The 22,046-nt window shown below is 69.7% G+C and carries 18 protein-coding genes and 1 pseudogene; 11 read left to right on the top strand and 8 right to left on the bottom strand.

The window, feature by feature from the left end; all coding sequences use genetic code 11:
* Positions 1 to 37: 37 nt before the first annotated feature.
* The 5 genes and pseudogenes from ACIOSY_RS06185 to gabT all read right to left on the bottom strand — a co-directional run bounded on the left by ACIOSY_RS06185 (position 38) and on the right by gabT (position 6,052).
* On the bottom strand, positions 38 to 535 hold the full coding sequence (locus tag ACIOSY_RS06185) for a methylated-DNA--[protein]-cysteine S-methyltransferase (protein ID WP_400850620.1): 498 nt from the start codon (positions 533 to 535) through the stop codon (positions 38 to 40).
* Complete coding sequence (locus ACIOSY_RS06190) at positions 532 to 2,019, bottom strand: DNA-3-methyladenine glycosylase 2 family protein (protein WP_400850623.1); 1,488 nt, start codon at positions 2,017 to 2,019, stop codon at positions 532 to 534. The genes ACIOSY_RS06185 and ACIOSY_RS06190 overlap by 4 nt, the downstream gene beginning before the upstream one ends.
* Positions 2,020 to 2,099: 80 nt before the next feature.
* Positions 2,100 to 3,551 carry an aldehyde dehydrogenase family protein gene (locus ACIOSY_RS06195; protein WP_400850626.1) on the bottom strand — a complete coding sequence of 484 codons (1,452 nt, stop codon included), beginning with the start codon at positions 3,549 to 3,551 and terminating at the stop codon, positions 2,100 to 2,102.
* Positions 3,551 to 4,729: an acyl-CoA dehydrogenase family protein gene (locus tag ACIOSY_RS06200; protein ID WP_400850629.1), complete on the bottom strand. Its 1,179-nt coding sequence runs from the start codon at positions 4,727 to 4,729 to the stop codon at positions 3,551 to 3,553. Before ACIOSY_RS06200 ends, ACIOSY_RS06195 begins: the two co-directional genes overlap by 1 nt.
* A pseudogene (gene gabT, locus ACIOSY_RS06205) lies at positions 4,726 to 6,052 on the bottom strand (4-aminobutyrate--2-oxoglutarate transaminase). The gene ACIOSY_RS06200 and the pseudogene gabT overlap by 4 nt, the downstream one beginning before the upstream one ends.
* An 89-nt stretch (positions 6,053 to 6,141) precedes the next feature.
* Here gabT and ACIOSY_RS06210 point away from each other — a divergent pair.
* Entirely contained in the window at positions 6,142 to 7,479 is a 1,338-nt protein-coding gene (locus tag ACIOSY_RS06210; protein ID WP_400850631.1) for a PucR family transcriptional regulator ligand-binding domain-containing protein, read from the top strand.
* Here the strand turns inward: ACIOSY_RS06210 and ACIOSY_RS06215 are convergent.
* Together ACIOSY_RS06215 and ACIOSY_RS06220 are read right to left on the bottom strand one after the other, a co-directional pair.
* Entirely contained in the window at positions 7,476 to 8,627 is a 1,152-nt protein-coding gene (locus tag ACIOSY_RS06215; protein ID WP_400850634.1) for a CaiB/BaiF CoA transferase family protein, read from the bottom strand. The two genes, ACIOSY_RS06210 and ACIOSY_RS06215, sit on opposite strands and share 4 nt — an antisense overlap.
* Complete coding sequence (locus ACIOSY_RS06220) at positions 8,624 to 9,643, bottom strand: LacI family DNA-binding transcriptional regulator (RefSeq protein ID WP_400850637.1); 1,020 nt, start codon at positions 9,641 to 9,643, stop codon at positions 8,624 to 8,626. The genes ACIOSY_RS06215 and ACIOSY_RS06220 overlap by 4 nt, the downstream gene beginning before the upstream one ends.
* A gap of 140 nt (positions 9,644 to 9,783) precedes the next feature.
* On the opposite strand from ACIOSY_RS06220, the gene ACIOSY_RS06225 reads away from it, so the two are divergent.
* The 10 genes from ACIOSY_RS06225 to ACIOSY_RS06270 are packed head-to-tail and all read left to right on the top strand — an operon-like array spanning position 9,784 to position 20,362.
* Positions 9,784 to 11,811, top strand: a complete 2,028-nt coding sequence (locus tag ACIOSY_RS06225; RefSeq protein ID WP_400850640.1) for a primary-amine oxidase — start codon at positions 9,784 to 9,786, stop codon at positions 11,809 to 11,811.
* Positions 11,750 to 13,459: an ABC transporter substrate-binding protein gene (locus ACIOSY_RS06230; protein WP_400850643.1), complete on the top strand. Its 1,710-nt coding sequence runs from the start codon at positions 11,750 to 11,752 to the stop codon at positions 13,457 to 13,459. Before ACIOSY_RS06225 ends, ACIOSY_RS06230 begins: the two co-directional genes overlap by 62 nt.
* A gap of 1 nt (position 13,460) precedes the next feature.
* Positions 13,461 to 14,423: an ABC transporter permease gene (locus ACIOSY_RS06235; protein ID WP_400850645.1), complete on the top strand. Its 963-nt coding sequence runs from the start codon at positions 13,461 to 13,463 to the stop codon at positions 14,421 to 14,423.
* Positions 14,423 to 15,310 (top strand): ABC transporter permease, encoded by an 888-nt coding sequence (locus ACIOSY_RS06240; protein ID WP_400850648.1) that lies wholly within the window; start codon positions 14,423 to 14,425, stop codon positions 15,308 to 15,310. The genes ACIOSY_RS06235 and ACIOSY_RS06240 overlap by 1 nt, the downstream gene beginning before the upstream one ends.
* The gene (locus ACIOSY_RS06245) at positions 15,307 to 16,302 is read left to right on the top strand and encodes an ABC transporter ATP-binding protein (protein WP_400850651.1); all 996 of its coding nucleotides are present in this window, start codon (positions 15,307 to 15,309) and stop codon (positions 16,300 to 16,302) included. The genes ACIOSY_RS06240 and ACIOSY_RS06245 overlap by 4 nt, the downstream gene beginning before the upstream one ends.
* Positions 16,299 to 17,078, top strand: a complete 780-nt coding sequence (locus ACIOSY_RS06250) for an ATP-binding cassette domain-containing protein (RefSeq protein WP_400850654.1) — start codon at positions 16,299 to 16,301, stop codon at positions 17,076 to 17,078. The genes ACIOSY_RS06245 and ACIOSY_RS06250 overlap by 4 nt, the downstream gene beginning before the upstream one ends.
* Complete coding sequence (locus tag ACIOSY_RS06255; protein WP_400850657.1) at positions 17,075 to 18,094, top strand: P1 family peptidase; 1,020 nt, start codon at positions 17,075 to 17,077, stop codon at positions 18,092 to 18,094. Before ACIOSY_RS06250 ends, ACIOSY_RS06255 begins: the two co-directional genes overlap by 4 nt.
* A complete protein-coding gene (locus ACIOSY_RS06260) occupies positions 18,064 to 18,741 on the top strand; it encodes an FMN-binding negative transcriptional regulator (RefSeq protein ID WP_400850660.1) in 678 nt (225 codons plus the stop codon). The genes ACIOSY_RS06255 and ACIOSY_RS06260 overlap by 31 nt, the downstream gene beginning before the upstream one ends.
* Positions 18,738 to 19,835 carry a C45 family autoproteolytic acyltransferase/hydolase gene (locus ACIOSY_RS06265; protein ID WP_400850663.1) on the top strand — a complete coding sequence of 366 codons (1,098 nt, stop codon included), beginning with the start codon at positions 18,738 to 18,740 and terminating at the stop codon, positions 19,833 to 19,835. The genes ACIOSY_RS06260 and ACIOSY_RS06265 overlap by 4 nt, the downstream gene beginning before the upstream one ends.
* Positions 19,832 to 20,362, top strand: a complete 531-nt coding sequence (locus ACIOSY_RS06270) for a hypothetical protein (RefSeq protein WP_400850666.1) — start codon at positions 19,832 to 19,834, stop codon at positions 20,360 to 20,362. Before ACIOSY_RS06265 ends, ACIOSY_RS06270 begins: the two co-directional genes overlap by 4 nt.
* A 64-nt stretch (positions 20,363 to 20,426) precedes the next feature.
* On the opposite strand, the gene purH is transcribed toward ACIOSY_RS06270, so the two are convergent.
* Positions 20,427 to 22,034 carry a bifunctional phosphoribosylaminoimidazolecarboxamide formyltransferase/IMP cyclohydrolase gene (purH, locus tag ACIOSY_RS06275; protein ID WP_400850669.1) on the bottom strand — a complete coding sequence of 536 codons (1,608 nt, stop codon included), beginning with the start codon at positions 22,032 to 22,034 and terminating at the stop codon, positions 20,427 to 20,429.
* Positions 22,035 to 22,046: the final 12 nt, after the last annotated feature.

Below are 22,046 nucleotides of genomic sequence, written 5' to 3' on the forward strand. Positions count from 1 at the left end.
AAGACGCATTCCTGTTCCGGACGAACCGATCCGGGTGTCACCGCCCCGACGCCTCGCGCGCCAGAAGTCGCTGCTTCACATCCAACCCCCAGGCGAACCCGCCGAGGGTGCCATCGGTGCGCAGTACGCGGTGGCAGGGCACGAACAGGGCGGGGGCGTTGCGCGCGCAGATGGATGCCGCGGCACGCACCGCCCGCGGGTTGGCGAGGCGCCCGGCGAACGAGGTGTACGTGAGCGGGGAGCCCGGAGCGATCTCCCGAAGCGCGGCCCATCCGGTCATCTGCAGCGGTGTGCCGTACTGGGCGACGGCCACCGAGTCGATGGCGCGGATGTCGCCGTCGTAGAAGGCCCGAGCCGCAGCGGCGGCATCGGTCTCCCCCACCTGGATCTCGGTCGGACGGTGGCGTACCCCGAGTCGCGCGACGATCGCATCGCTGTCGGCCGTCCACCCCGACGACAGCACCCGCTGGCGCTCATCGGCGAGGATCGTGAACGCCCCGTCCGGGGTGTCGATGGTCTGGATGATGGCGGTCATGATGTCTCCTTCGAAAGGGCGGGACGGGACGCTCGTGGCGCGCGCACCGGGGCCGCGCGCCAGAGGTGAGCGGTGAGATAGCTGCGCCAGGGCGCGGTTCGCGCGGCCCAGGCCGTGAGCGGCACGGGGTCGCCGGGCAGCCCGGATGCGGTAGCACCCGCACGCATCGCGACGTCGCCGGGCAGAAGGATGTCGGGATCACCGAGCACGCGCATGCGCACGTAGTCGGCTGTCCAGGGTCCGATGCCGGGCATGGCCAGCAGCGCGGCGCGCTGCGCGATGCCGTCGTCGCCGATGGTGAGGGTGAGGGACCCGTCGACGAGGGCTGCCGCAGCCCCGGTGATCGCCCGGATGCGCGCGGCCGGCCCGCGGAGAACCTCTGCACCGTGTTCCGCGATCGCCGTCATCGTCGGGAAGAGCACGCCGTCGTCGGTGCGCTCCCCCAGCGCATCGGCGAGGTTGCTCAACGCGGTGCGTGCGGCGACGACCGTGATCTGCTGACCCACCATGGCGCGGATCAGCATCTCGTGCGGGTCGGCGGCACCCGGCACCCGGATTCCCGGGGTGCGGGCGACGAGGGGAGCGAGTTCGGGGTGGGCGGAGAGGGCAGCATCGACCGCGAGCGGATCGGCGTCGAGGTCGAACAACCTCCGCACCGTGCCCACCAACGGTGCCAGATCGCCGAGCTGCGTGACCCGTGCACGCAGATGCAACCGTTCGGACCCGTCGTGCCTCACCTCGAACCAGGCCGGTCCGCCCGACAGGCGCAGGTGACGGGCGAACGAGGTGGCTGTGGCCTCTTCGACTCCCGGCAGGGCTCGCGCCGTCATCCACGCGAAGATGCCCGACGCGTCGAGCGGCCCGCGGTACGGAAGCACGAGATCGATCGTTCCGGGTGCCGCGGCCATCGGCATCCTTCGCCGCGCGCGCAACTCGGTGGGTGTGAGGTCGAACACCTCGCGAATCGTGTCGTTGCACTGGCGGATGCTCGCGAAGCCCGCGGAGAACGCCACGTCGGAGACCGGCATGTCGGTACCGACCAGCAGCATGCGCGCCGTGTGCGCGCGATGCGCACGGGCGAGGGCGAGCGGCCCCGCACCGAGCTCGGTCGCGAGCAGGCGCGTGAGGTGCCTGGTCGAGTATCCGAGCCGTTCCGCGAGCCCCGAGACCCCTTCGCGTTCGACGACACCCGACGAGATGAGGCGCATCGCGCGCGCGGCCGCATCTCCCCGCACATCCCACGCGGGCGAACCCGGCGCGGCCTCGGGGAGGCAGCGCTTGCAGGCGCGGTACCCGGCCTCGTGCGCGGCCGCGCTGGTGGGATAGAACGTGACGTTCTGCGGCTTCGGCGTGCGCGCGGGGCAGCTGGGACGGCAGTAGATGCCGGTCGAGCTGACGGCCGTGACGAACTGCCCGTCGAAGCGCGTGTCGCGGGCACTGATCGCTCGATACCGCTCATCGAAGTCGGTCACGGGGAGGCTCATGTCTCCATGCTGACACGCACCATCGACATCGACTGGCGGGAATCGGACATCGTGGTGCCCTGCGCGACGAAGGCCGAAACTCAGCCCCGCAAATACACCGTCGCCGTCTCGGTGTAGAACTCTCGCGCTGCCGCGCCCTGCTCCTTGGGACCGAGAGCGCTGGATCCGCTGCCGCCGAAGGGGACGTGGAGATCGGCGCCGGCGGATGCCGAGTTCACGTGCACCACCCCGACCCGGATCTCCTCGATCGCGGCGAGCGCATCCGCCAGCCCGGTGGTGAAGACGGCCGTGGAGAGCCCGTACTCGCTGTCGTTCACGAGAGCGATGCCCTCCGCCGTGGACGAGACGCGACGGACGCCGATGACCGGACCGAAGAGCTCCTCCGTCCACAACTCGCCCGGGTCGTCTTCGTGCAATTCGAAGATCGAGGGCGGGACGAAATATCCGTCGGCGAGATCCCCCGACGCATATGGCAGCGGAGCGATGATCGCCTTCGCCGACGACCGCGCCCTGTCGAGCGCGGCGACCACGCGATCGCGGGCGGCGGCATCCACGACCGGCCCCATCTCCACGCGCTCGTCCTGCGCATCGCCCACGACGATCCGCTCCGCGCGGATCGCGAGCCGGCGGAGGAACTCATCGGCCACCGCCTCGTGCACGATCACGCGCGACGTGGCCGTGCACTTCTGTCCTGCCGCGCGGAACGCTCCGAGCGCGACCTGTTCCACGGCGACGTCGAGGTCGGCATCCGCCAGCACGAGCGAGGCGTTCTTCCCGCCGAGCTCGCCCTGGAACGGAATGCCGCGCGCGGCGAGTTGCGCGGCGATGATCCGCCCCACCTTGGTCGAACCGGTGAACGTCACGGCATCCACCTCGGGATGAGCGACGATCGCCTCCCCCACGGCGGCGGTGCCGTTCACGAGATTCAGGACGCCCCGGGGCAGCCCCGCCCGCTCGAGCGCCTCGGCGAACCGCATCGCGAGGACCGGGACGAAGGTCGCGGGCTTCCACACCACGGTGTTGCCCCAGACGAGGGCCGGGGCCAGCTTCCAGGCCGGGATGGAGATGGGGAAGTTGAAGGGCGTGATCGCACCGATCACACCGACGGGCCGACGGATGACGAGGATGCGCTCCCCCGGGGTCGGGGACTCGAAGAGGCCGCCGCTGGGGCGCTCGACCTCCTGCGCGTGGAAGCGGAGGATCTGGGCGGCATGCCCGGTCTCACCGATCGCCTCGACGAGGGTCTTCCCCTCCTCGCGTGCGAGCTCACGCCCCCACTCGTCGCGGTTCGCCTCGATGATGTCGGCGGCGCGCAGCAGAATGGCGGCACGCGATCGGGCCGGGGTCTTGCGCCACCCCTCGAGCGCCGCCCGGGCGGATGCGTAAGCGCGGTCGACATCCCTCTCGGATGCCCCGACGCCCTGCGCGACGATGTCGTCCGGTCGACTGGGGTTGACATCGACGAGCGGGTCGCCGGAACCCTCCACCCAGGTGCCGTCGATGAAGTGCCGGAGTTCGAACGTGGTGGTCATCATGCTCCTTCGTGGAGGGTGCGGAAGGCGGAGAAGCCGGTGATGTGTGCGCCGAGCACGAGGGTATGGACCTCGTCCGTGCCCTCGTAGGTGCGCACCGACTCCAGGTTCGCTGCGTGACGGAGCGGCGAGTAGTCGCCCGAGATCCCATTGCCGCCCAGAATCGTCCGCGCCTCGCGCGCGATCTCGATCGCCGCACGCGTGTTGCTGAGCTTCGCGACGGAGATCTGATGCGGCTCGAGCCGGCCGGCATCCTTGAGACGACCGAGGCGTAGGGCGACGAGCTGCGCCTTCTCGATCTCGATCGCCATGTCGACCAGCTTCTGCTGGGTGAGTTGGAAGGCCGCGATCGGCTGATTGAACTGGATACGCGTGCGGGAGTAGGACAACGCTGAAGCGTAGCTGTCGCGTGCGGCGCCGATCACGCCCCAGCCGATTCCATAACGCGCTTCGTTCAAGCAGGAGAACGGAGCCCGCAGGCCCTTCGCCTCGGGCAACTGGGCATCGGCCGACAGCCGCACGTCGGTGAGGGTGATGTCGCACTGGATCGACGCGCGCATCGACAGCTTCGGAGTGATGGGGGTGGCGACGAACCCGGCCGAATCCGTGGGAACGATGAACCCTCGCACCCCGTCGTCGGTCTGCGCCCAGATGATCGCGACCTGCGCGATCGAGGCGAGACCGATCCACCGCTTGGCGCCGTTGAGCACCCACCCGTCACCGTCGCGACGCGCGAACGTCGTCATGCTGGAGGGATCCGACCCCGAGTTGGGCTCGGTGAGCCCGAAGCAGCCGATGACCTCTCCGCGGGCCATCGGCGGCAGCCACTGCTGCTTCTGAGCCTCGCTGCCGTGCTTGTGGATCGCGCTCATGGCCAGCGATCCCTGCACCGATACGAAGGTGCGCAGGCCGGAGTCCCCCGCCTCGAGTTCCATCGCGGCGAGTCCGTATTCGACGGCGCTCCGTCCCCCGCAGCCGTAGCCGGTGAGGTGCATGCCCAGCACCCCGAGTTCGGCGAGTTCCGGTACCAGCTCGGTGGGGAAGACCGCCCGGTCGTACCAGTCGGCGATGTGCGGGCGGATCCGCGCATCGACGAAGCCGCGCACACGGTCGCGGACCGCTCGTTCTTCATCGGTGAGGAGGTCATCGAAGTCGAGCAGATCGGGGACGGCGTTCATGCGACGGTCTCCTCGGCGAGGGCGGAGCGGATGGATGCGGTCAGGATCTCGAGCCCGGCGTCGAGGACGGACTCCTCGATCACCAGGGGCGGGAGCAAGCGGATGACGTTGCCGTGCGTGCCGCAGGTGAGCACGAGCACACCCGCCGCATGGCAGGCGGCCGCGATCGTCTGCGCGAGATCGGCGCGCGGCGCGAGGGTCGTCGGGTCCGCGAACTCGATGGCCATCATGGCCCCGCGACCGCGCACCTCGGCGACGGCGCCCCGCTCTTCGAGCAGCGGTTCGAGGTGACGGCGGATGGTGCGCTCGATCGCGACCACGCGGGGCAGGATCTCCGGATCGTCGAGCACGTCGAACACGGCGAGCGCGGCCGCACAGGCCAACGGGTTCCCCGCGTAGGTGCCGCCGAGACCGCCGGGGTGCGCGGCGTTCATGATGTCCGCGCGGCCGGTCACGGCGCTCAGCGGCAACCCGCCGCCGAGCGCCTTGGCGGTGAGGGTGATGTCGCCGCTCATGCCCTCGTGCTCGCTCGCGAACAGCCGGCCGGTGCGGCCGAGACCGGACTGGATCTCGTCGATCACGAGCACGATGCCGTGCTCATCCGCGATGCGGCGCAGGCCCGGGAGGAAGCCGGGAGCCGGGACGATGAATCCGCCCTCGCCCTGGATGGGTTCGACGACCAACGCCGCGAAAATGCTCCGGGCCGTGTTCGGCGATGAGGCGTTCGATCTCGGCGAGTGAGGCCTCGGTCCCCGCACCGCGCAGGGGGTTGGCGTTGGGGGCGCGCACCGCGACGTCGGGGAACGGTCCGAAAGAGGTTTTGTACGGATGCTCTTTGGCCGTCATCGCCATCGTGAGCAGGGAGCGGCCGCGATAGGCCTCGTCGATCACGAGGACGGCGGGGCGCCCGGTGTGGGCGCGGGCGATCTTCACGGCGTTCTCGACCGCCTCGGCGCCGGTGCTGAACAGGGCGGTGCGCTTGTCGAAATCGCCCGGCACGTGGGCATTCAACCACTCCGCCACGCGCACGAAGCCCTCGTACTGGGTCACCATGAAACAGGTGTGGGTGAAGAGGTCGAGCTGGGCTGCGACGTTCTCGCGCACCCGAGGGTTCGCCGCACCGACGCTGGTCACGGCGATGCCCGAGGCGAGGTCGATGAGCGTGTTCCCGTCGACGTCTTCGAGCGTGGAGGTGCCCGCCCTCGCGATGAAGACGGGGAGCGTGATGCCGAAGCCCGCGGCCACGGCGGCTTCGCGCTGGGCGTGGAGTTCGCGCGAACGCGGCCCCGGGATCTCGGTGCGCAGATGAGGAACAGACGTCATGGGATAGACGCTAAGAGCTCTGGCCGCCTCCCGAAGTGGCACTTCGCCCAATATTGGACGCTGAGCTGTGCATCCTGCACACTGAACGCATGGTCTCTCTCGGTGAACTCACGCGCGCGGCCGGCGCATCGCTCCGTCCCCTCGCGCCCTTCGACGCTGCCCGCCCGATCACCGGCGTGCACGCCTCCGAGCTCGATGACCCCGGCCGGTATCTCGAGGGGGGCGAACTGCTGCTGACCACCGGCATCCCCCTCCGGAGCGGATCGATCGAGGCTTATGTCGACCGACTCGATGCGCACGGGATCGGAGCCATCGGGATCGGCCTGGGCGAGGGCTGGGACGATGCACCGCCCGCCCTCGTCGAGCGGTGCCGGCTGGTCGGAATCCCCGTGTTCGCCGTGCCGGATGGTGCGCCGTTCCTCGATGTCTCCCGGGCGTTCTGGTCGAACACCGGACGCACGGGCGACGACGAGGTGCTCCGCACGGCGCACGCGCACACCCGGCTGGTGCAGGCGGCGACCGGAGCGCACCCCGTCACCGCGATCGTGCGGCAGATGGCGCAGGCGATCGGAGGCTGGGTGGCGTGGTTACCGTTCGGCGCGGGCGCACCTGCCGGGATGCTGCATCCGCCGTCACTCGAAGGACTGCTGCCGGCGGTGCGGGTCGAGGTGGAGAGGACGCTCGTTCGCTCCGGTGTGGAAGCCGCATCGTTCGTCTCGCACGGCTCGACCGTCATGGCGCATGCGGTCACGGATGGCGAGCGCATCCGCGGGGCCCTCGCGCTGGGAGCCGGTCGCCCCCTGGCACGCGCCGACCGTCAGCTCGCCCTCACCGCCACCGCGCTCCTCCGGCTGGTCGCCGTGCAGTCGACCGGCCGGCGCAACCCGGAGGCGTGGATCACGGCACTGGCCCTTCAGGGCGACGCGGCGGCGGCGCGGGCCCTCGCAGCCGCCGCCGATATCGAACTCCCCCTGCTCTTTCGCGTGCTCGTCGGTGCCGACGACGCGAGCGACTTCGGCATCGAGCAGCGCGGAGTGCGCGTCGCCCTCGTACCCGCTGACGCCGAGGTGACACGGGGCTCCGGCGCGCTCAGTTCTCCGGCCATCCTCGACGATCTCCCCGCTGCGGCTGCTCGCGCCCTGGCGCTGCACCGGAACACGCCGCACACGTCGTTGCTGGTCGAGCCGGAATCGCGGGCCGAGGGCTGGGTGGATCTGCTCGCCGAGGCGGATCCGATGCTGCAACGCACGGTAGTCGCGTATCTGCGCCACCGCCAGCAGGCCGAGCGCACCGCCCGAGAGCTCGGTGTGCACCGCAACACGGTGCGCCCGCGCATCGCTGCCGCGGAACGCCTCCTCGCGGTCAGGCTGGACGATCCGGATGTAGCGGCCGAGCTCTGGCTCGCGCTGCGCGACCGAACGATCTAGCCGCGGTCGTCGAGCCAGGCGCGCACGAGCTCGTCGTGCTCGCCGAGACGGGGCGGCGCGGAGACGGTCTCGGGGATCTCCGGACTCCAGGTGAGCGGCGAGCGGATCTGCCGCGACCGCCGCCCGTCGCTGCCGAACGACTCACGCACGGGCTCGAGGCCCAGACGATCGGCGAGCGCGATGCCCTCGCCGATCGTGTTCACGACGCCCGCCGCGACGCCGATGCGGTTGAGCCTCTCCGCCCAGTTCGCGGCCGTGTCCGCCGCAAGCGCCGCCTCCAGCTCGCGGACGAGAGCCTCGCGGTGCGAGACACGGTCGGAGTTGCGGCGGAAACGCTCCTCGTCGGCGAGTGCGGGAATCCCGAGCTCGGCGACCATCTTCGCGAACTGCGCATCGTTGCCGCACGCCACCGCGATGGGCGCATCCGCGCACCGCAGTGATTCGTAGGGCGCGATCGACGGGTGCCGATTTCCGAGCCGCCCGGGTTCGGTGCCCGCGCCGAGATGTGCGGACACCTGATTCACCAGGGCAGCCTGCAGGCTGGAGAGAAGGTTCACCTCGATCTTCGAGCCGCGCCCCGTGAGTTCTCGCCGGCGCAGCGCGGCGAGAATGCCGATCACGGCATCCTTGCCCGTGAGCACGTCGACGAGAGCCACGCCGGCCTTCATCGCCCCGCCCTCGGCCTCACCGGTGATGTGCATCAGCCCGCCGACGGCCTGCGCCACGAAGTCGTAGCCGGGCAGCGATGCGCCGAGGCCGAGGCCGAACCCACTGACCGACACGAAGATCAGACCGGGGTGGGCGGCCGACAGCGTCGCCCAGTCGAAGCCCAGTTTCTCGAACAGTCCGGGCCGGAAATTCTCGATCACCACGTCGCTGCGCGCGATGAGTTCGTGCGCCCGCTCGCGGTCGGCCGGAGTCGTGAGATCGAGCGTGACCGACTCCTTGCCGCGGTTCGCCGACTCGAAGTACGTGGTCATACCGGACTCGGCATACGGCGGGCCCCAGGATCGCGTGTCGTCGCCCGACTCCGGACGCTCGACCTTGATGACGCGTGCTCCGAGGTCGGCCAGGGTCATCGTGGCGAGGGGACCGGCGAGCACGCGGGAGAAATCGGCGACGACGATGCCGTCGAGCGGTGCGGTCATGCGCGCGCCCGCAGCGGGTGCGCGGTGGAGTCCCGCGCGACGACGGCGATCGGGAACTCCACGTCCGTGCCCGGTGCGGCCCGCCCCTCGAGCAGATCGATGAGCAGTTCGGCACAGGCCACTCCGGAGTCGCGCGGGCGCAGGTCGATCGATGTGATCGAGGGCGTCAGGAATGGCAGGGAGGGGTGATCGACGCAGGAGACGACGGTGATGTCCTCACCGATCGTGCGCCCCTGCCGCCCGAGGACGGCCGCTACCTCGATGGCGCTGGAATCGGGGCCGCAGATGATGACGTCGGTCTCCGGATGCGTCTGCAGGACCCGCTCCGTCGCTGCGCGGACTGCGGGCCAGGGCGCTTCGAACGAGACCGGCGCGATCACCGGGTCCAGCCCGCGCACCCGGCAGCCCTCCCGATAGCCGGCGACCAGCTGTCGTGACCAGTCGGTGGCGTCGGGTGCGACCAGCAACGCCGGATGCTGCGCACCGACGACGTCGATCTCCTCGAACAGCCGCAGCATCCCGCTTTCATGGGACGACCACACCACTCCGGCGGGGGTCCCCGCGACGTCTTCGGGGAGGTGCTCCTGCGTCACGACCGGGATGCCCGATGCCATCAGCGAGGGCAGACCGGGGTCGCCGGACAGCGGGTCGCCGATGATGAGGCCGTCGGCGCGGATCGGTCGGGACCGGCCGGACGACAGAGACGGGCTGACGATCGTCACATCGATGTCGTGCGCGGCCGCGCTCGTCACGATGCCGAACGTGAACGCCATGTAGTACGACGACCGCGACACCACCTCGGGGAGCACGATTCCGATCGTGCCGATGCTGCCACCGCGCAGGTGCCGGGCGGCGGTGTTCACCGAGTACCCGAGTTCCGCGGCCGCCGCCAGGACGGTCTCCCGGGTGGCCGGCGAAACGCGTCCACCGCCACTCAGCGCGTCGGACGCGGTGGTCTTCCCGACCCCTGCGCGCCGAGCGACGTCGATCAATCGGGCGCGCCGTGGCTCTTGCATGCGGCCGAGTCTAACCACACAGAGCGAGACGTAACCCACCCGAAACACGGGGGGTCTTGCGCTGTAACGCCTTCATCGCATACTTTTGCCGGAACGTTCCGGCACGCAGGTGTTCCGGCACCGACACCGATGGAGACTCCATGAACTGCAGCTGTTCCTCGTCCGATCACGTCCAGCGCTCTCGCCCGCTCGGAGACGAGTCCGGGGCTCCGTATGCGACGCTCTCCGCAGACGAGCTGCGGCGGGTCGCCGAGACGCTGCGCGCCCACGGCGCCCTGGACGAGGCGCACCGGATCGCCTACGTCGGACTCGATGAGCCGGACCGGGCCGAGGTCACCGCGGGTCGCCCCGTCCCCCGCCGTGCGCGGGTGCAGCTGCTCGAGACCGACATCGGGCGCGCCCGCGCCCTCTCGGTCGACATCGGCACGGGTGAGATCGCCAGCGACGTCGACATCGACCCCGAGATCGACGGCCAGGTGCCACTGCTCCAGGAGGAGCACACCATCATCCGCGAACTGATCGGCGCCGACGAGCGCTGGGCCACCGCGCTGGCCGCGCGCGGCATCGACGATCCCGGCACCGTCGCACTGGCAGGTCTGTCCGCGGGCCGCTTCCCCATCGACGGCGAAGCAGGCAGGCGCCTCGCACGGGTGCTCGGACACCACCAGCCCACGGCGCAGACCATGCCCTGGGCGCATCCGATCGACGGACTCGTCGCGTACGTCGATCTCGCGAGCCGCACGGTCGTCGATGTCATCGACACCGGGGTCATGCCCATCCCGCAGGAGACCGGCGACTATCACGTGCCCGGAACGTTCGGCCCCGAGCGGACGACGCAGAAGCCCATCGTCATCACCCAACCCGAGGGGCCCAGCTTCACCTTCGACGGAGACGTGATCTCGTGGGAGAAGTGGTCGCTGCGCATCGGGTACGACATGCGCGAAGGCCTGATCCTCCACGGAATCGGTTTCGAGGACGACGGTCGTGTGCGTCCCATCGTGCACCGTGCCTCCATCGCCGAGATGCTGGTGCCGTACGGCGATCCCGGTCCCGTGCGGTTCTGGCAGAACTACTTCGACACCGGCGAGTACCTGCTCGGTCGGCTCGCCAACTCGCTGGAGCTCGGCTGCGACTGCGTCGGCGACATCACCTACCTCGACGTCCCGATCGCCGATGCCCGAGGGAACGTGAAGGTGCTCCCGAACGTGGTCTGCGTGCACGAGGAGGATGCCGGGGTGCTGTGGAAGCACACCGAGCAGTTCACGGGGACCAGCGACGTGCGCCGTCAGCGCCGCCTCGTCATCTCGTTCTTCGTCACCGTGGGCAATTACGACTACGGGTTCTACTGGTATCTCTACCTGGACGGCAAGATCGAGTTCGAAGCCAAGGCCACCGGACTCGTGTTCACCGCCGCGTACGACGAGCGCACCAGCCGGTTCGCGAGCGAACTCGCCCCCGGTCTCGCCGCTCCCTACCATCAGCACCTGTTCTGCGCGCGGCTCGACATGGCGGTCGACGAGGGGCCGGCCGTGATCGACGAGATCGACGTGCACGCCCTCCCGATCGACGAGGACAACCTCCACGGCAGCGCGATCGGCTTCACGAAGACGCGCCTGCGCAGCGAGCTCGAAGGACGCCGGCGCGCCAACTCGACGGTCGACCGCACGTGGCGGGTGAGCAGCGCCACGGCGACCAATCGTCTCGGCCGCCCCACCTCCTACGTCCTCACCCCCGAGGGCAAGCCGGTCCTCCTCGCTCGCCCCGAGTCCGTCATCGCCTCGCGCGCACGGTTCGCGACGGCCGACCTCTGGGTCACGGCCTACGATGCGGACGAGCGCTATCCCGCCGGCGACGTCGTCAACCAATCCGCCCCGGAACAGGGCCTGCCGGCCTTCGTCGCAGATGATGCCCCTCTCGAGGGCGCCGATCTGGTGCTCTGGCATACCTTCGGCCTCACCCACTTCCCGCGCACCGAGGACTGGCCGATCATGCCGGTCGACTCCTGCGGCTTCACTCTGAAACCCCACGACTTCTTCGACCGGAACCCGACCCTGGACGTTCCGGCCTCCCCCACCGCATGCGCCTGCGCTCACGAAGACGCCGGCGATGCCCGATCCGAGCACCACCTGCATCACCTCTCTGTCCGCCCGTCGTCGCACGACGTCTGACCCGACGTCGTCCGGCATCCCGAAGGGAAACACCGACATGCACACAGCAGCTCGAGCAGGGGTGGCCATCGCCTCCGTCGCCATCCTCGCCCTCACCGGATGCGCCGCCGGCGCATCACCCGACACCGAACCGACCCAGAAGGAGGTGGCACCCGGGTTCCTCGCCGTCACGGACGAGGGCTTCGAGGCCGGCGGCGAACTCGTCGTGCAGGTCGACTACGACACCGCCGAAGCGAGCGGCCTGGATCCGCAGGGCGCCGCCACGGCGCGATCCTGGATGCTCGAGGGCCTCTCCTACGAGACGCTCACCACGATCGATGAGAACCTCGCCGTGGTACCGAAGCTCGCCACCTCCTGGGAGACCCCGAGCGACACCGAATACGTCTTCACCCTCGCCGACGACGCGGTGTTCTCGAACGGCCGCCCGATGACCGCAGCCGATGTCGCCGGCAGCCTGCAGCGCCTCATCGACACCCCCACCACGTGGACCGGCCAGCTCGGTCCGATCGCGTCGATCGAGGAGACCGGCGACCTGGAGGTCACCGTCACGCTCGCCAGCCCGTATGCGCCGTTCCTGGCGGCACTGGCGAACACTCCGGCCGCCATCCTGCCGATGGCCGAGATCGAGTCGGGCGAGGTCGACATCACCACGGAGATGCTCGGGACCGGGCCGCTCGTCTCGACCTCGCACCGCCAGGACGAGGAGTGGTCGTTCGAGCCGAACCCCCATCACCCCGACGCCGACTCCCTCGGCTTCTCGACACTGACGATCGACATCGTCGGTGACGAGGCGACGCGAGCCGCCGCACTCCGCGACGGTTCGGCCGACTTCGCCGTGCTGAACTCCATCGACTCCTCCGAGCTCCTCGCGAATGCTGCGGACGTCACCGTGGTCGGGCAGCGGAACACCGACTTCCACTACCTCATCATCAACTCGCTGACCGGCGATGAGGCGTTGCAGGACGAGGACGTGCGGTTCGCGATCAACACCGCCATCGACCGCGACGCGATCAACGAGCTCGCTTTCGGCGGTTCGACGGCGGCGACCGGCATCACGCCCGCCGGCCTGCCCGATGCGTGCGCGGCCGAAGACCTGCCCTCGGCGGCACGAGACATCGGGGCCGCGAAAGCCGTCATCGATGAGATCGGGGGTCTCGAACTCCGCCTCGTCGTCTACACGGATGAGCCGGTGCTCGCTCAGATCGCCCAGGTCATGCAGCAGAACCTCGCCGAGATCGGCGTGAAGGTCGATATTCAGCAGGTCGACTACGCGACGTACTCCGATCAGGTCTACGGCAGCCCCGCAGACTTCGATCTCGCGCTCAGCTGGTTCGCCGGCTACGCGGATCCCGCGATGGTGACGACCTGGTGGAACCCGGAGGTCGCCGGATTCTCGGCCGTCTTCATGAAGGGAAGCGACGAGCTCAACGGCCTCATCGCGGACGGATACTCGACCCCGCCGGGCGAGGAACGAGCGGATGTCTTCGAGAAGCTGTGCGCACTCGCTGACGAGCAGAGCGAGATGGTGCCCCTAGTGCTGCGCCCCTCCACCATCGGGTGGAACACGGCGTCGCTGTCCCCGACGCTCGGCAGCGACGAGGGATACGGCAACTTCCTGCGCTACATCACCGATTTCCGCGCCAACTGACATGACCGCCGCTCTGTGGTCGCTCCGGCGCATCGGCGCCGCACTGCTGACGTTGGTCGTCGTCTCGGTGCTGATCTTCGGATCCGTGCGCCTGATGCCGGGTGACTACATCGATCTCGTCCTGGGTCCGCTCGCCACCGACGCGCAGCGGGCCCAGGCCGTGGCCTCCTCCGGGCTCGACGAACCGGTCATCGCGCAGTACTTCCGCTGGCTGTTCGGGGTCCTCACCGGTGATCTCGGCTATTCCTTCGTCTCCAACGTGTCCGTATCGGAGGAATTCGCGGCGCGGCTGCCGGTGACGGCGACGATCGCGCTGCTGACGATCATCGTCACCCTCGTGATCGGTGTTCCCCTCGGCTTCTTCGCCGCGCTCCGTTCGCAGGGATCGGCCGGAGGACTCGGCCGCATCGTCAGCGCGCTCGGGATCAGCATCCCCGAGTTCCTCCTCGCCGGGCTCCTGGTCTTCGCCGTCTCCACGCTGGGACTGGGCGTCTCGGTCGGCCGGTTCGCCCCGTTCGCCGTCGACCCCGCCCGATTCTTCGCGTCGCTGGTGCTCCCGGTGACCGTCCTCGCCGTGGGCTGCGTGGCCGTCGTCGCGCGCAACACGAGAGATGCGGTCATGAACGTGCTGGTCGAACCCCACGTGCATGCGGCGGTCGCCCGCGGGGAGACGCCGGGCTTCATCGTGCGGCACCATGTTCTCCGCAACGCCGCCGCCCCCATCCTGACCATCGTCGGGGTGCTCGTCGCCGTGCTGCTCGGCGGCACCGTCATCGTCGAGTTCGTGTTCGACATCCCGGGCATGGGCTCGTACCTGCAGACCGCGCTGGGGCGACGCGACTACGCCATCGTGCAGAGCGCGGTGCTCCTCGCCGCCATCGTCTTCATCGTCGCGAGCCTGCTCGTCGACCTCATCGCCAACGCGCTGGATCCACGCCTGCGCCTCACGGGAGGGAACCGCTGATGATGACGATCGCACCCACGGCCACGCACCGCATCCGCGCCGCCGGCGAGGCGTCCCGAGGCGCGTGGCGACGCAGCGACGCGATCCTGCGCACCGCGATCGTCGTGCTCGGCCTCATCGTCGTGGTCACGCTGTTCGCGGTGCTCACCGGCCTGACCGGATCCACGGAGGCGACCGTGGCCGGTCGCCTCGACGGCCCCTCGGCACTCGCTCCCCTCGGCACCGACAACCTCGGCCGGTCCCTGCTGCCCCGGGTGTTCCAGGGGACGGCGACGACTCTCGTGGTCTCGATCGCCGCGGTGCTCTGCTCCGCCGTCGTGAGCACGGTGCTGGGGATGCTCGCCGGATACTACGGCGGAGCGGTCAATGAAGCGGTCATGCGCGTCGCGGACGTGCTCTACGCATTCCCCGCTCTGGTGCTGGCCATCCTGGTCTCTGCGCTTCTCGGCCCCGGGCGCCCCGCGGCGATCATCAGCATCGTCATCATCACGATCCCCCTCATGACCCGGGTCGTCCGAATCGCGACCCGAGCGGTCGCCGAACGGGACTTCATCGTGTCGGCGCGCATCAGCGGTGTGCGCACGCCCGTGATCTTCGCCCGCCGACTTCTTCCGAACATCTCGGGCACCGTCACGGTGCAGGCGAGCTACGCCCTCTCCGTCGCGATCCTCGTCGAGGGCGGACTGAGCTTCCTCGGCTTCGGCGTCCAGGTTCCGGAGGCCTCCCTCGGACTGCTCATCCAGCAGGGGATGCTCTACATGACTCAGGCTCCGCAACTGGTCGTCATCCCCGGCGCCGTGCTGGTCATCTCGATCCTGTGCATCAACATCATCGGCGACGGCCTCCGCGACCGATTCGAACCGCGAGAGACGAGGTCCCTCCGATGACCGCTGTACGCATCAGAGATCTGGCCCTGGAGTTCACCGGAGCCACCACTATCCGCGCGCTCGACGGCGTCGATCTCGACGTCGCCGAGGGCAGCTCCGTCGCCATCGTCGGCGAGTCCGGATCCGGCAAGTCCACGCTCGCCGCCGTCATCGGGCGCCTTCAGCCCCGATCCGCCCACATCGTGCGCGGGCAGCTCGAGGTCGACGGCGTCGACGTGCTCGGTCTCGGCCACGACGACCTGCGCGCCTACCGCCGCGACACGCTCGCCTACATCGCGCAGGACCCGATCGGCTCGCTCGATCCGACGATGCGCATCGGTGCACAGCTGAAGCTCGTGCTCCGAGCCGTCGGCGAGGATGACTCCCTCCGTCGTCAGCTCGCTCTGCTGGAGTCGATGCGCATCGCAGATCCCGAGCGCGTGGCGCGCCTGTTCCCGCATCAGATCTCCGGAGGCATGGCGCAGCGGGTGGCTATCGCGATGGCGATGTGCCGACGTCCGCGGCTGCTCATCGCCGACGAGCCGACGGCAGCGCTCGACAGTCAGGTGCGTGAGGAGGTCATCCGGCTGCTGTTCACCCAGGCGCAGGAGCAAGGCACGACGATCCTCTGGCTCAGCCACGACCTCCCCGCCGTCGCCCGGTGGTGCGACCAGGTCGCGGTGATGTACGCGGGTCGTGTCGTGGAGCACGGACCCGCATCCGCGGTGCTCGGTCGCCCGGTGCACCCGTACAGCCGGGCTCTCGCCGCCACCGATCCCTCACGGGCGCGACGCGGCGAGCGCCTGTCCAGCATCCCCGGCTCACCGCCGGTCCTGCATGGCGAGTCGGAGGGCTGCGCCTTCGCCGCACGCTGCGCGCATCGCATCGACGCCTGTGAGGTCGTCCGGCCCGAGCCGGTGCCCCCGCGTCACAGTCTCTGCATCCGCACCGCCGACCTCGTCGATGCGGATCGCCGATCGGGCCCGCTGCCCGAGGAAGGGGTCAGCGCATGAGCGCCGCGTCCCCGGCATCCGAACCGACGATCGAACTCGTCGATGTCAGCGTCGCCTTCACCTCCGGGATCGGGTCGGGTCGGCGCGAGGTCAGAGCGATGTCGCAGGTGTCGTTCTCGGTTTCCCCCGGGGAGACTCTCGGCCTCGTCGGGGAATCGGGCTCGGGGAAGACGACAACCGGCACAGTGGTCCTGGGCCTGCAGCGCCCCGACTCCGGTGCGGTGCGCTTCCAGGGCGCACCCCTCGCTCGAAGCCTGCGGTCGCGCGCCGGACGCATGCAGGCCGTCCTCCAACATCCTCGGTGGGCGCTCGACCCCCGCTCGACGGTGCTGTCGTCGGTCCTCGAACCGCTATTAGTGCACGAGCGCCGCGGCCCGGCGGTCGAGGAGCGGGCGGTCGCCATGCTCGAACGAGTCGGCCTTCCCGCTTCCTTCGCCGCGCGCCACCCGCATCAGCTCTCCGGCGGCCAGTTGCAGCGCGTGAGCGTCGCACGTGCGCTCGTGACGCACCCGGCCTTCATCGTCTTCGACGAAGCAGTGAGCGCGCTCGATGTCTCAGTGCAGGCACAGATCCTCAACCTCATCCAGGATCTGCAGGCCGAGCACGGTTTCGCGGCGCTGTTCATCTCCCACGACCTCGCCGCCGTGCGCTACATCTCCCATCACGTGGCGGTGATGCGTTCCGGCGAGATCGTCGAGCACGCGCCGACCGACGTCTTCTACGACCTCCCCCAGCATCCCTATTCGCGTCAACTGTTCCAGGAGCTCTCATCGTGACCGATACCCATCGCCTCGCCGCCGTCATCCCCGCGGGGCCCCGCCGCTCCAACGGCGACTACACCCTCACGCCCGTGCACGGCACCGACCGCGGCCAGGTCGAATACGACTTCCCCGGGGTTCTCCTCGGAACCGCCGAGTATGCGGAAGGTCCCACCGGGGCGACGGTGCTGTCGATCCCCGCGGGCGCACGGACCTTCACCGACCGCCGTGGTGGCGCCGTCGGCGCGAGCGGTCTCTACGGCTACAACCATGCGATCTGCCTCGCCGGAGGCTCCGTCTACGGCCTCTCGGCCGTGGCGGGCGTGTCCGAAGCGCTGTTCGAGCGCGCGGATCACCGGTCGGGCTTCGACCAGCTCCAGCTGGTGTCCGGCGCGATCATCTACGACTACTCGGTCCGCGACAATTCGGTGTTCCCCGACACCGCCCTCGGCAAAGCCGCACTGGGGGCCGCCCGCGCGGGTGTCGTCGAAGTCGGACGGGTCGGCGGTGGGGCGGCGGCTTCATCCGGCAAGGTCGATCCCGCCCGGGTCGAACTCACCGGGCAGGGCGCGGCCTTCCGCCAGGTCGGCGACGTGAAGGTCCTCGTCGTCACCGTCCTCAACCCGTACGGGGTGATCCTCGACAGGGAGGGCCGGATCATCCGCGGCAACTACGACGCCGCCACGGGCGAACGTCGTCACCCCGCCCGTGACTACGAGGAGGCGATCGGCGAATCGCGGCTCGTGGAATCGATGTCCGGCAACACGACGATCACGGCCGTCGTCACGAACGTGCAACTCTCGGACGTCGAACTCAAGCAGTTCGGACTGCAGGTGCACAGTTCGATGCACCGCGGGATCCAGCCCTTCCACACTCCGCTCGACGGCGACACGCTGTTCGCTCTCACGACCGACGAGGTCGCACTCCCCGAGGATCCCCGCACCTCGCGAGGCCGGCTGTCGCTGAACTCGACGGCGGTCGCGACGCTGGCCGGCGAGACCGCGTGGGACGCGATCCTCTGCGCGGCGGGCTGATCGTGCACGAATTCGAGAAGTACCGCGCCCCCTCGCAGCACGAGGTGAACGAGCTCGTGCGGCGGCATCCCTTCGCGCTCATCGTGACCAATGGCGGTGGCGACGCCGGAGCCCCCACGGTCACGCACACGCCCGTCATCATCGAGCGGATGGCCGACGACGGGGGGTTCGTCGGCGGCGAGATGCTCGGGCACATCGCCCGGAAGAACCCGCAGTGGGAGCAGATCGCGGACGGCGACTCGGTGCTCCTGGTGTTCTCGGGACCGCACGATTACGTCTCACCCACGACCTACGCCGACGACCCCAACGTCCCGACCTGGGACTATGCGGCAGTGCATCTGACGGCCAGGGTCACCGTGCTCGAGGGTGCGGCCGACGGGATGCACGTCGTCACGCGGACCGTCGAAGAACTCGAGCAACTCGAGCCCAACGCCTGGGACATGACGAGTTCCCTCCCCACGTTCGAGCGCATCGTCGGGGGGATCGTGTCGTTCCGCTTCGACGTCCTCGCGCAGCGGGCGGTGTTCAAGGTGAGCCAGGACAAGCCCCACGAGGTACGGCAGCGGGTCGCCGCCGCCTCTCGTGCTCGCGGGTGCCCCTACGGGGATGTCGCTGAGCTCGTCGAGCGGATCGGCGGCGCGACGTGATCATTCATGAGTGGACCTCCGACACCACGGACGCGCACGAGGAGGGCCGCCGCTTCGGCGCGCACTGGGCCCCCCAGCTGACGGGTGCCCGCGACTCCTACCTGCGACTGTTCCAGCAGTCCGGAGTCTCCGGGGAACAGGCGCGGATCATCGCCGACGAGTGCCGGATCGAGACCGAGACGTATGCACCGGAGGTGGCGGACGAGTTCCGCGGCATCGCGGAGGGCAGTGGGCTGGCGCTCACCGATGTTCTCCTGCTCACCGCGCGCACAGAGATCCTGGCGCGGATGACGCCCTCGATGGAGTGCTCCACGGTCGTGTACGTGCCTGGCGACGCCCGTCCCCCGCGCACGCTGCAGACGTGGGACTGGCATGAGACGCTTTCGAACGAGACCGTCGTGCGGCGGCTTCGATCGGCATCCGGGGCCCGCGTCGTGACCTTCTCGGAGTTCGGTCAGCCCGCCAAGATCGGCGTCAACGATCGCGGTCTCGGCCTGCACTTCAACATCCTCCATCACCGCACCGACGGGTCGCAGGCGGGCGTGCCCGTGCACGTCCTCGCGCGGATGATCCTCGATCGTGCCCGCTCGGTCGGCGAAGCGGTCGCGATCGCTCGATCCGTCCCCCTGGCGGCATCCAGCGTGCTGACGGTCGTGGCGTTCGACGGCACCGTGCCCGAAGCCGCGGCCATCGAGGTCTCCCCTACCGGCGTTGCCGTGCTGTCCGCCCCGCGCGGAAACACCCTCGCGCACACGAACCACTTCCTCGACGAACGTCTCGCGGCCGGTGAGTACTCGCCGTACGAGACGACGAGCGTGCCCCGGTACACCTGCCTGACCGAGGCATCCGATCTCTCCCGCATCGTCGACGACCGAGAGAGGGCGCTCGCCTTCGGAAGCATCCCCGATGCGCCGATCTCGGTGCGCGCCCGACCCGAGCAGCCCGAGCACCTGCGCTGGGAGACGAAGCTCACCGTCGCACTCGACGTCGCCGGCGGAGCGATCGCGTTCGCCGCCGCAGCTCCCGCCGACGTGGCTGCGGCCGACTGGCGACGCGTCGGCGTGGCCGACGAGGTCGTTCCGGCCGTGCGGTGAACGGCATCCTCCATCTCGGCGCCCTCCTCCCCGCGGCGATCGGCGTGGGGGCTCTGGTCGGCATGCGACGGGATGCCGGGCTGCCGGAGATCCTCGCGGCGGCGCTGATGCTCGCGGGAATGACCGACGCCATGACGGTATCGCTGCTGCCGCCCGTCGTCTGGTTCGCCGTGCTCCTGGCCGCCGGGTTGATCCTGGCCGGGGCACGCCGACGGATGCCCATCCCCACCGCGCGGCCCGGATCGATGCTCTCGACCCATCTCGCCCTCGGCGTGGTCACCACGGCGACCCTCATCCTCCTGATGCCGACGATGTCGTCCTCCGCCATCGCCGTGATGTCGCCGTCGCACGCGCACGGCGCGGGAGGGGGCTCGGCGATGACCGAGGTGCTGACAGCGGGGCTGGCGCTCGGGTCCGTGGTGCTCGCGGTGGTCGCGCTGCGTGCGGAGCGGTCGTGGCTGCACCGGATCCATCACTCGACCATGTGCCTCTCGACCGTCGCGATGTGCGCGATCGTCATGATCTGAGGGGCGCCCGCACGCCGAGACCCCCACCTGCGAGCATCGGCAGATGGGGGCCTCGTGACGCGACTCAGTGGAAGAAGTGGCGCTCTCCGGTGAAGAACATCGTGACGCCGGCCTTGCGCGCCGCGTCGACGACCTCTTCATCGCGCACCGATCCGCCGGGCTGCACGATCGCCGTCACGCCGGCGTCGATCAGCACCTGCGCGCCATCGGCGAACGGGAAGAACGCGTCGGATGCGGCGACCGACCCGGTAGCGCGATCCCCCGCACGCTCGACCGCGAGGCGGCACGAGTCGACGCGGTTGACCTGCCCCATACCGACGCCCACCGTCGCGTTGTCCTTGGCGAGCACGATCGCGTTCGACTTGACCGCGCGGCACGCCTTCCACGCGAAGATCAGGTTCTCCATCTCGGCGTCGCTCGGGCGCTCGCCCGAGACGAGCTCCCAGTTCTTCGCGACCGAGACGATGTCGTCGGGGAAGCGGTCGGCATCCTGCAGGAGCAGACCGCCCGAGACGAGACGCACGTCCATGCGCTCCTGCTGCCAGTCGACAGGGAGCTGCAGCAGACGCAGGTTCTTCTTCGACTTGAAGACCTCGAGGGCGGCCGGCTCGAACGACGGAGCGACGATGACCTCGGTGAAGATGTCCTTGAGGTTCTCGGCCATCTTGAGCGTGACGGTGCCGTTCGCGGCGATCACGCCGCCGTACGCCGAGACCGGGTCGCACTCGTGGGCGCGCAGGTGCGCGCTCGCGATCGGATCGAGGGCGTTCGGCGCGGTGGTGGCGATGCCGCAGGGGTTCGCGTGCTTGATGATCGCGACGGCGGGCAGCACCATGTCGTAGGCGGCGCGCAGCGCGGCATCCGCATCGACGTAGTTGTTGTACGACATCTCCTTGCCCTGCAGTTGCGTGGCCTGGGCGATGCCGTGACCACCGGCGCGCGTGTAGATCGCGCCGCGCTGGTGCGAGTTCTCGCCGTAGCGCAGGGTCGCGAGGCGCTCGGCCTGGATCGTGAGGTGCTCGGGCAGGTCGCCGTCGGCGTTGAGCGTGCCCTCGGCGAACCACGAGGCGACCGCGGTGTCGTAGGCCGCCGTGTGCGCGAAGGCGCGTGCCGCGAGCTCGCGGCGCTGCGACAGCGAGGTGCCACCGGCGGCGAGGGCCGAGACGATGCCCGGGTACGACTGCGGGGAGACGACGATCGCGACGTTGGCGTGGTTCTTCGCCGCGGCGCGCACCATGGCGGGTCCGCCGATGTCGATCTGCTCGACGACATCGTCGCCGACGGCGCCCGAGGCGACGGTCTCGACGAAGGGGTACAGGTTGACGACGACGAGTTCGAAGGGAGCGATGTCGAGGTCGGCGAGCTGACGCTCGTGGTCTTCGAGGCGCAGGTCGGCGAGCAGACCGCCGTGAATCTTCGGGTGCAGCGTCTTCACGCGTCCGTCGAGCATCTCGTCGACGCCGGTGACCGCGGCGACGTCGGTGACGTCGAAGCCGCCCTCGCGGATCGTCGCCGCCGTGGAGCCGGTCGAGACGATCTGCACGCCGGACTCGGCGAGCGCCGCCGCCAGCACCAGCAGGTCGGTCTTGTCGCTGACCGAGACGAGGGCACGGCGGATCGGCACCGTGTCGCGATCGCGGTACTGCGAGTGGTCGTGGCGGGGGCCGGCCATGTGTGGGCTCCT

Origin of the sequence: Microbacterium sp. NPDC087665 (genome assembly GCF_044743285.1) — a bacterium.
Lineage (GTDB): Bacteria > Actinomycetota > Actinomycetes > Actinomycetales > Microbacteriaceae > Microbacterium.

Coding starts and splice junctions, on each gene's coding strand:
- ACIOSY_RS06190 (WP_400850623.1), bottom strand. CDS start 2,019: ATGAGCCTCCCCGTGACCGACTTCGATGAGCGGTATCGAGCGATCAGT.
- ACIOSY_RS06215 (WP_400850634.1), bottom strand. CDS start 8,627: ATGACCGCACCGCTCGACGGCATCGTCGTCGCCGATTTCTCCCGCGTG.
- purH (WP_400850669.1), bottom strand. CDS start 22,034: ATGGCCGGCCCCCGCCACGACCACTCGCAGTACCGCGATCGCGACACG.
- ACIOSY_RS06200 (WP_400850629.1), bottom strand. CDS start 4,729: ATGAACGCCGTCCCCGATCTGCTCGACTTCGATGACCTCCTCACCGAT.
- ACIOSY_RS06185 (WP_400850620.1), bottom strand. CDS start 535: ATGACCGCCATCATCCAGACCATCGACACCCCGGACGGGGCGTTCACG.
- ACIOSY_RS06195 (WP_400850626.1), bottom strand. CDS start 3,551: ATGACCACCACGTTCGAACTCCGGCACTTCATCGACGGCACCTGGGTG.
- ACIOSY_RS06250 (WP_400850654.1), top strand. CDS start 16,299: ATGAGCGCCGCGTCCCCGGCATCCGAACCGACGATCGAACTCGTCGAT.
- ACIOSY_RS06230 (WP_400850643.1), top strand. CDS start 11,750: ATGCCCGATCCGAGCACCACCTGCATCACCTCTCTGTCCGCCCGTCGT.
- ACIOSY_RS06245 (WP_400850651.1), top strand. CDS start 15,307: ATGACCGCTGTACGCATCAGAGATCTGGCCCTGGAGTTCACCGGAGCC.
- ACIOSY_RS06210 (WP_400850631.1), top strand. CDS start 6,142: ATGGTCTCTCTCGGTGAACTCACGCGCGCGGCCGGCGCATCGCTCCGT.
- ACIOSY_RS06240 (WP_400850648.1), top strand. CDS start 14,423: ATGATGACGATCGCACCCACGGCCACGCACCGCATCCGCGCCGCCGGC.
- ACIOSY_RS06235 (WP_400850645.1), top strand. CDS start 13,461: ATGACCGCCGCTCTGTGGTCGCTCCGGCGCATCGGCGCCGCACTGCTG.
- ACIOSY_RS06220 (WP_400850637.1), bottom strand. CDS start 9,643: ATGCAAGAGCCACGGCGCGCCCGATTGATCGACGTCGCTCGGCGCGCA.
- ACIOSY_RS06225 (WP_400850640.1), top strand. CDS start 9,784: ATGAACTGCAGCTGTTCCTCGTCCGATCACGTCCAGCGCTCTCGCCCG.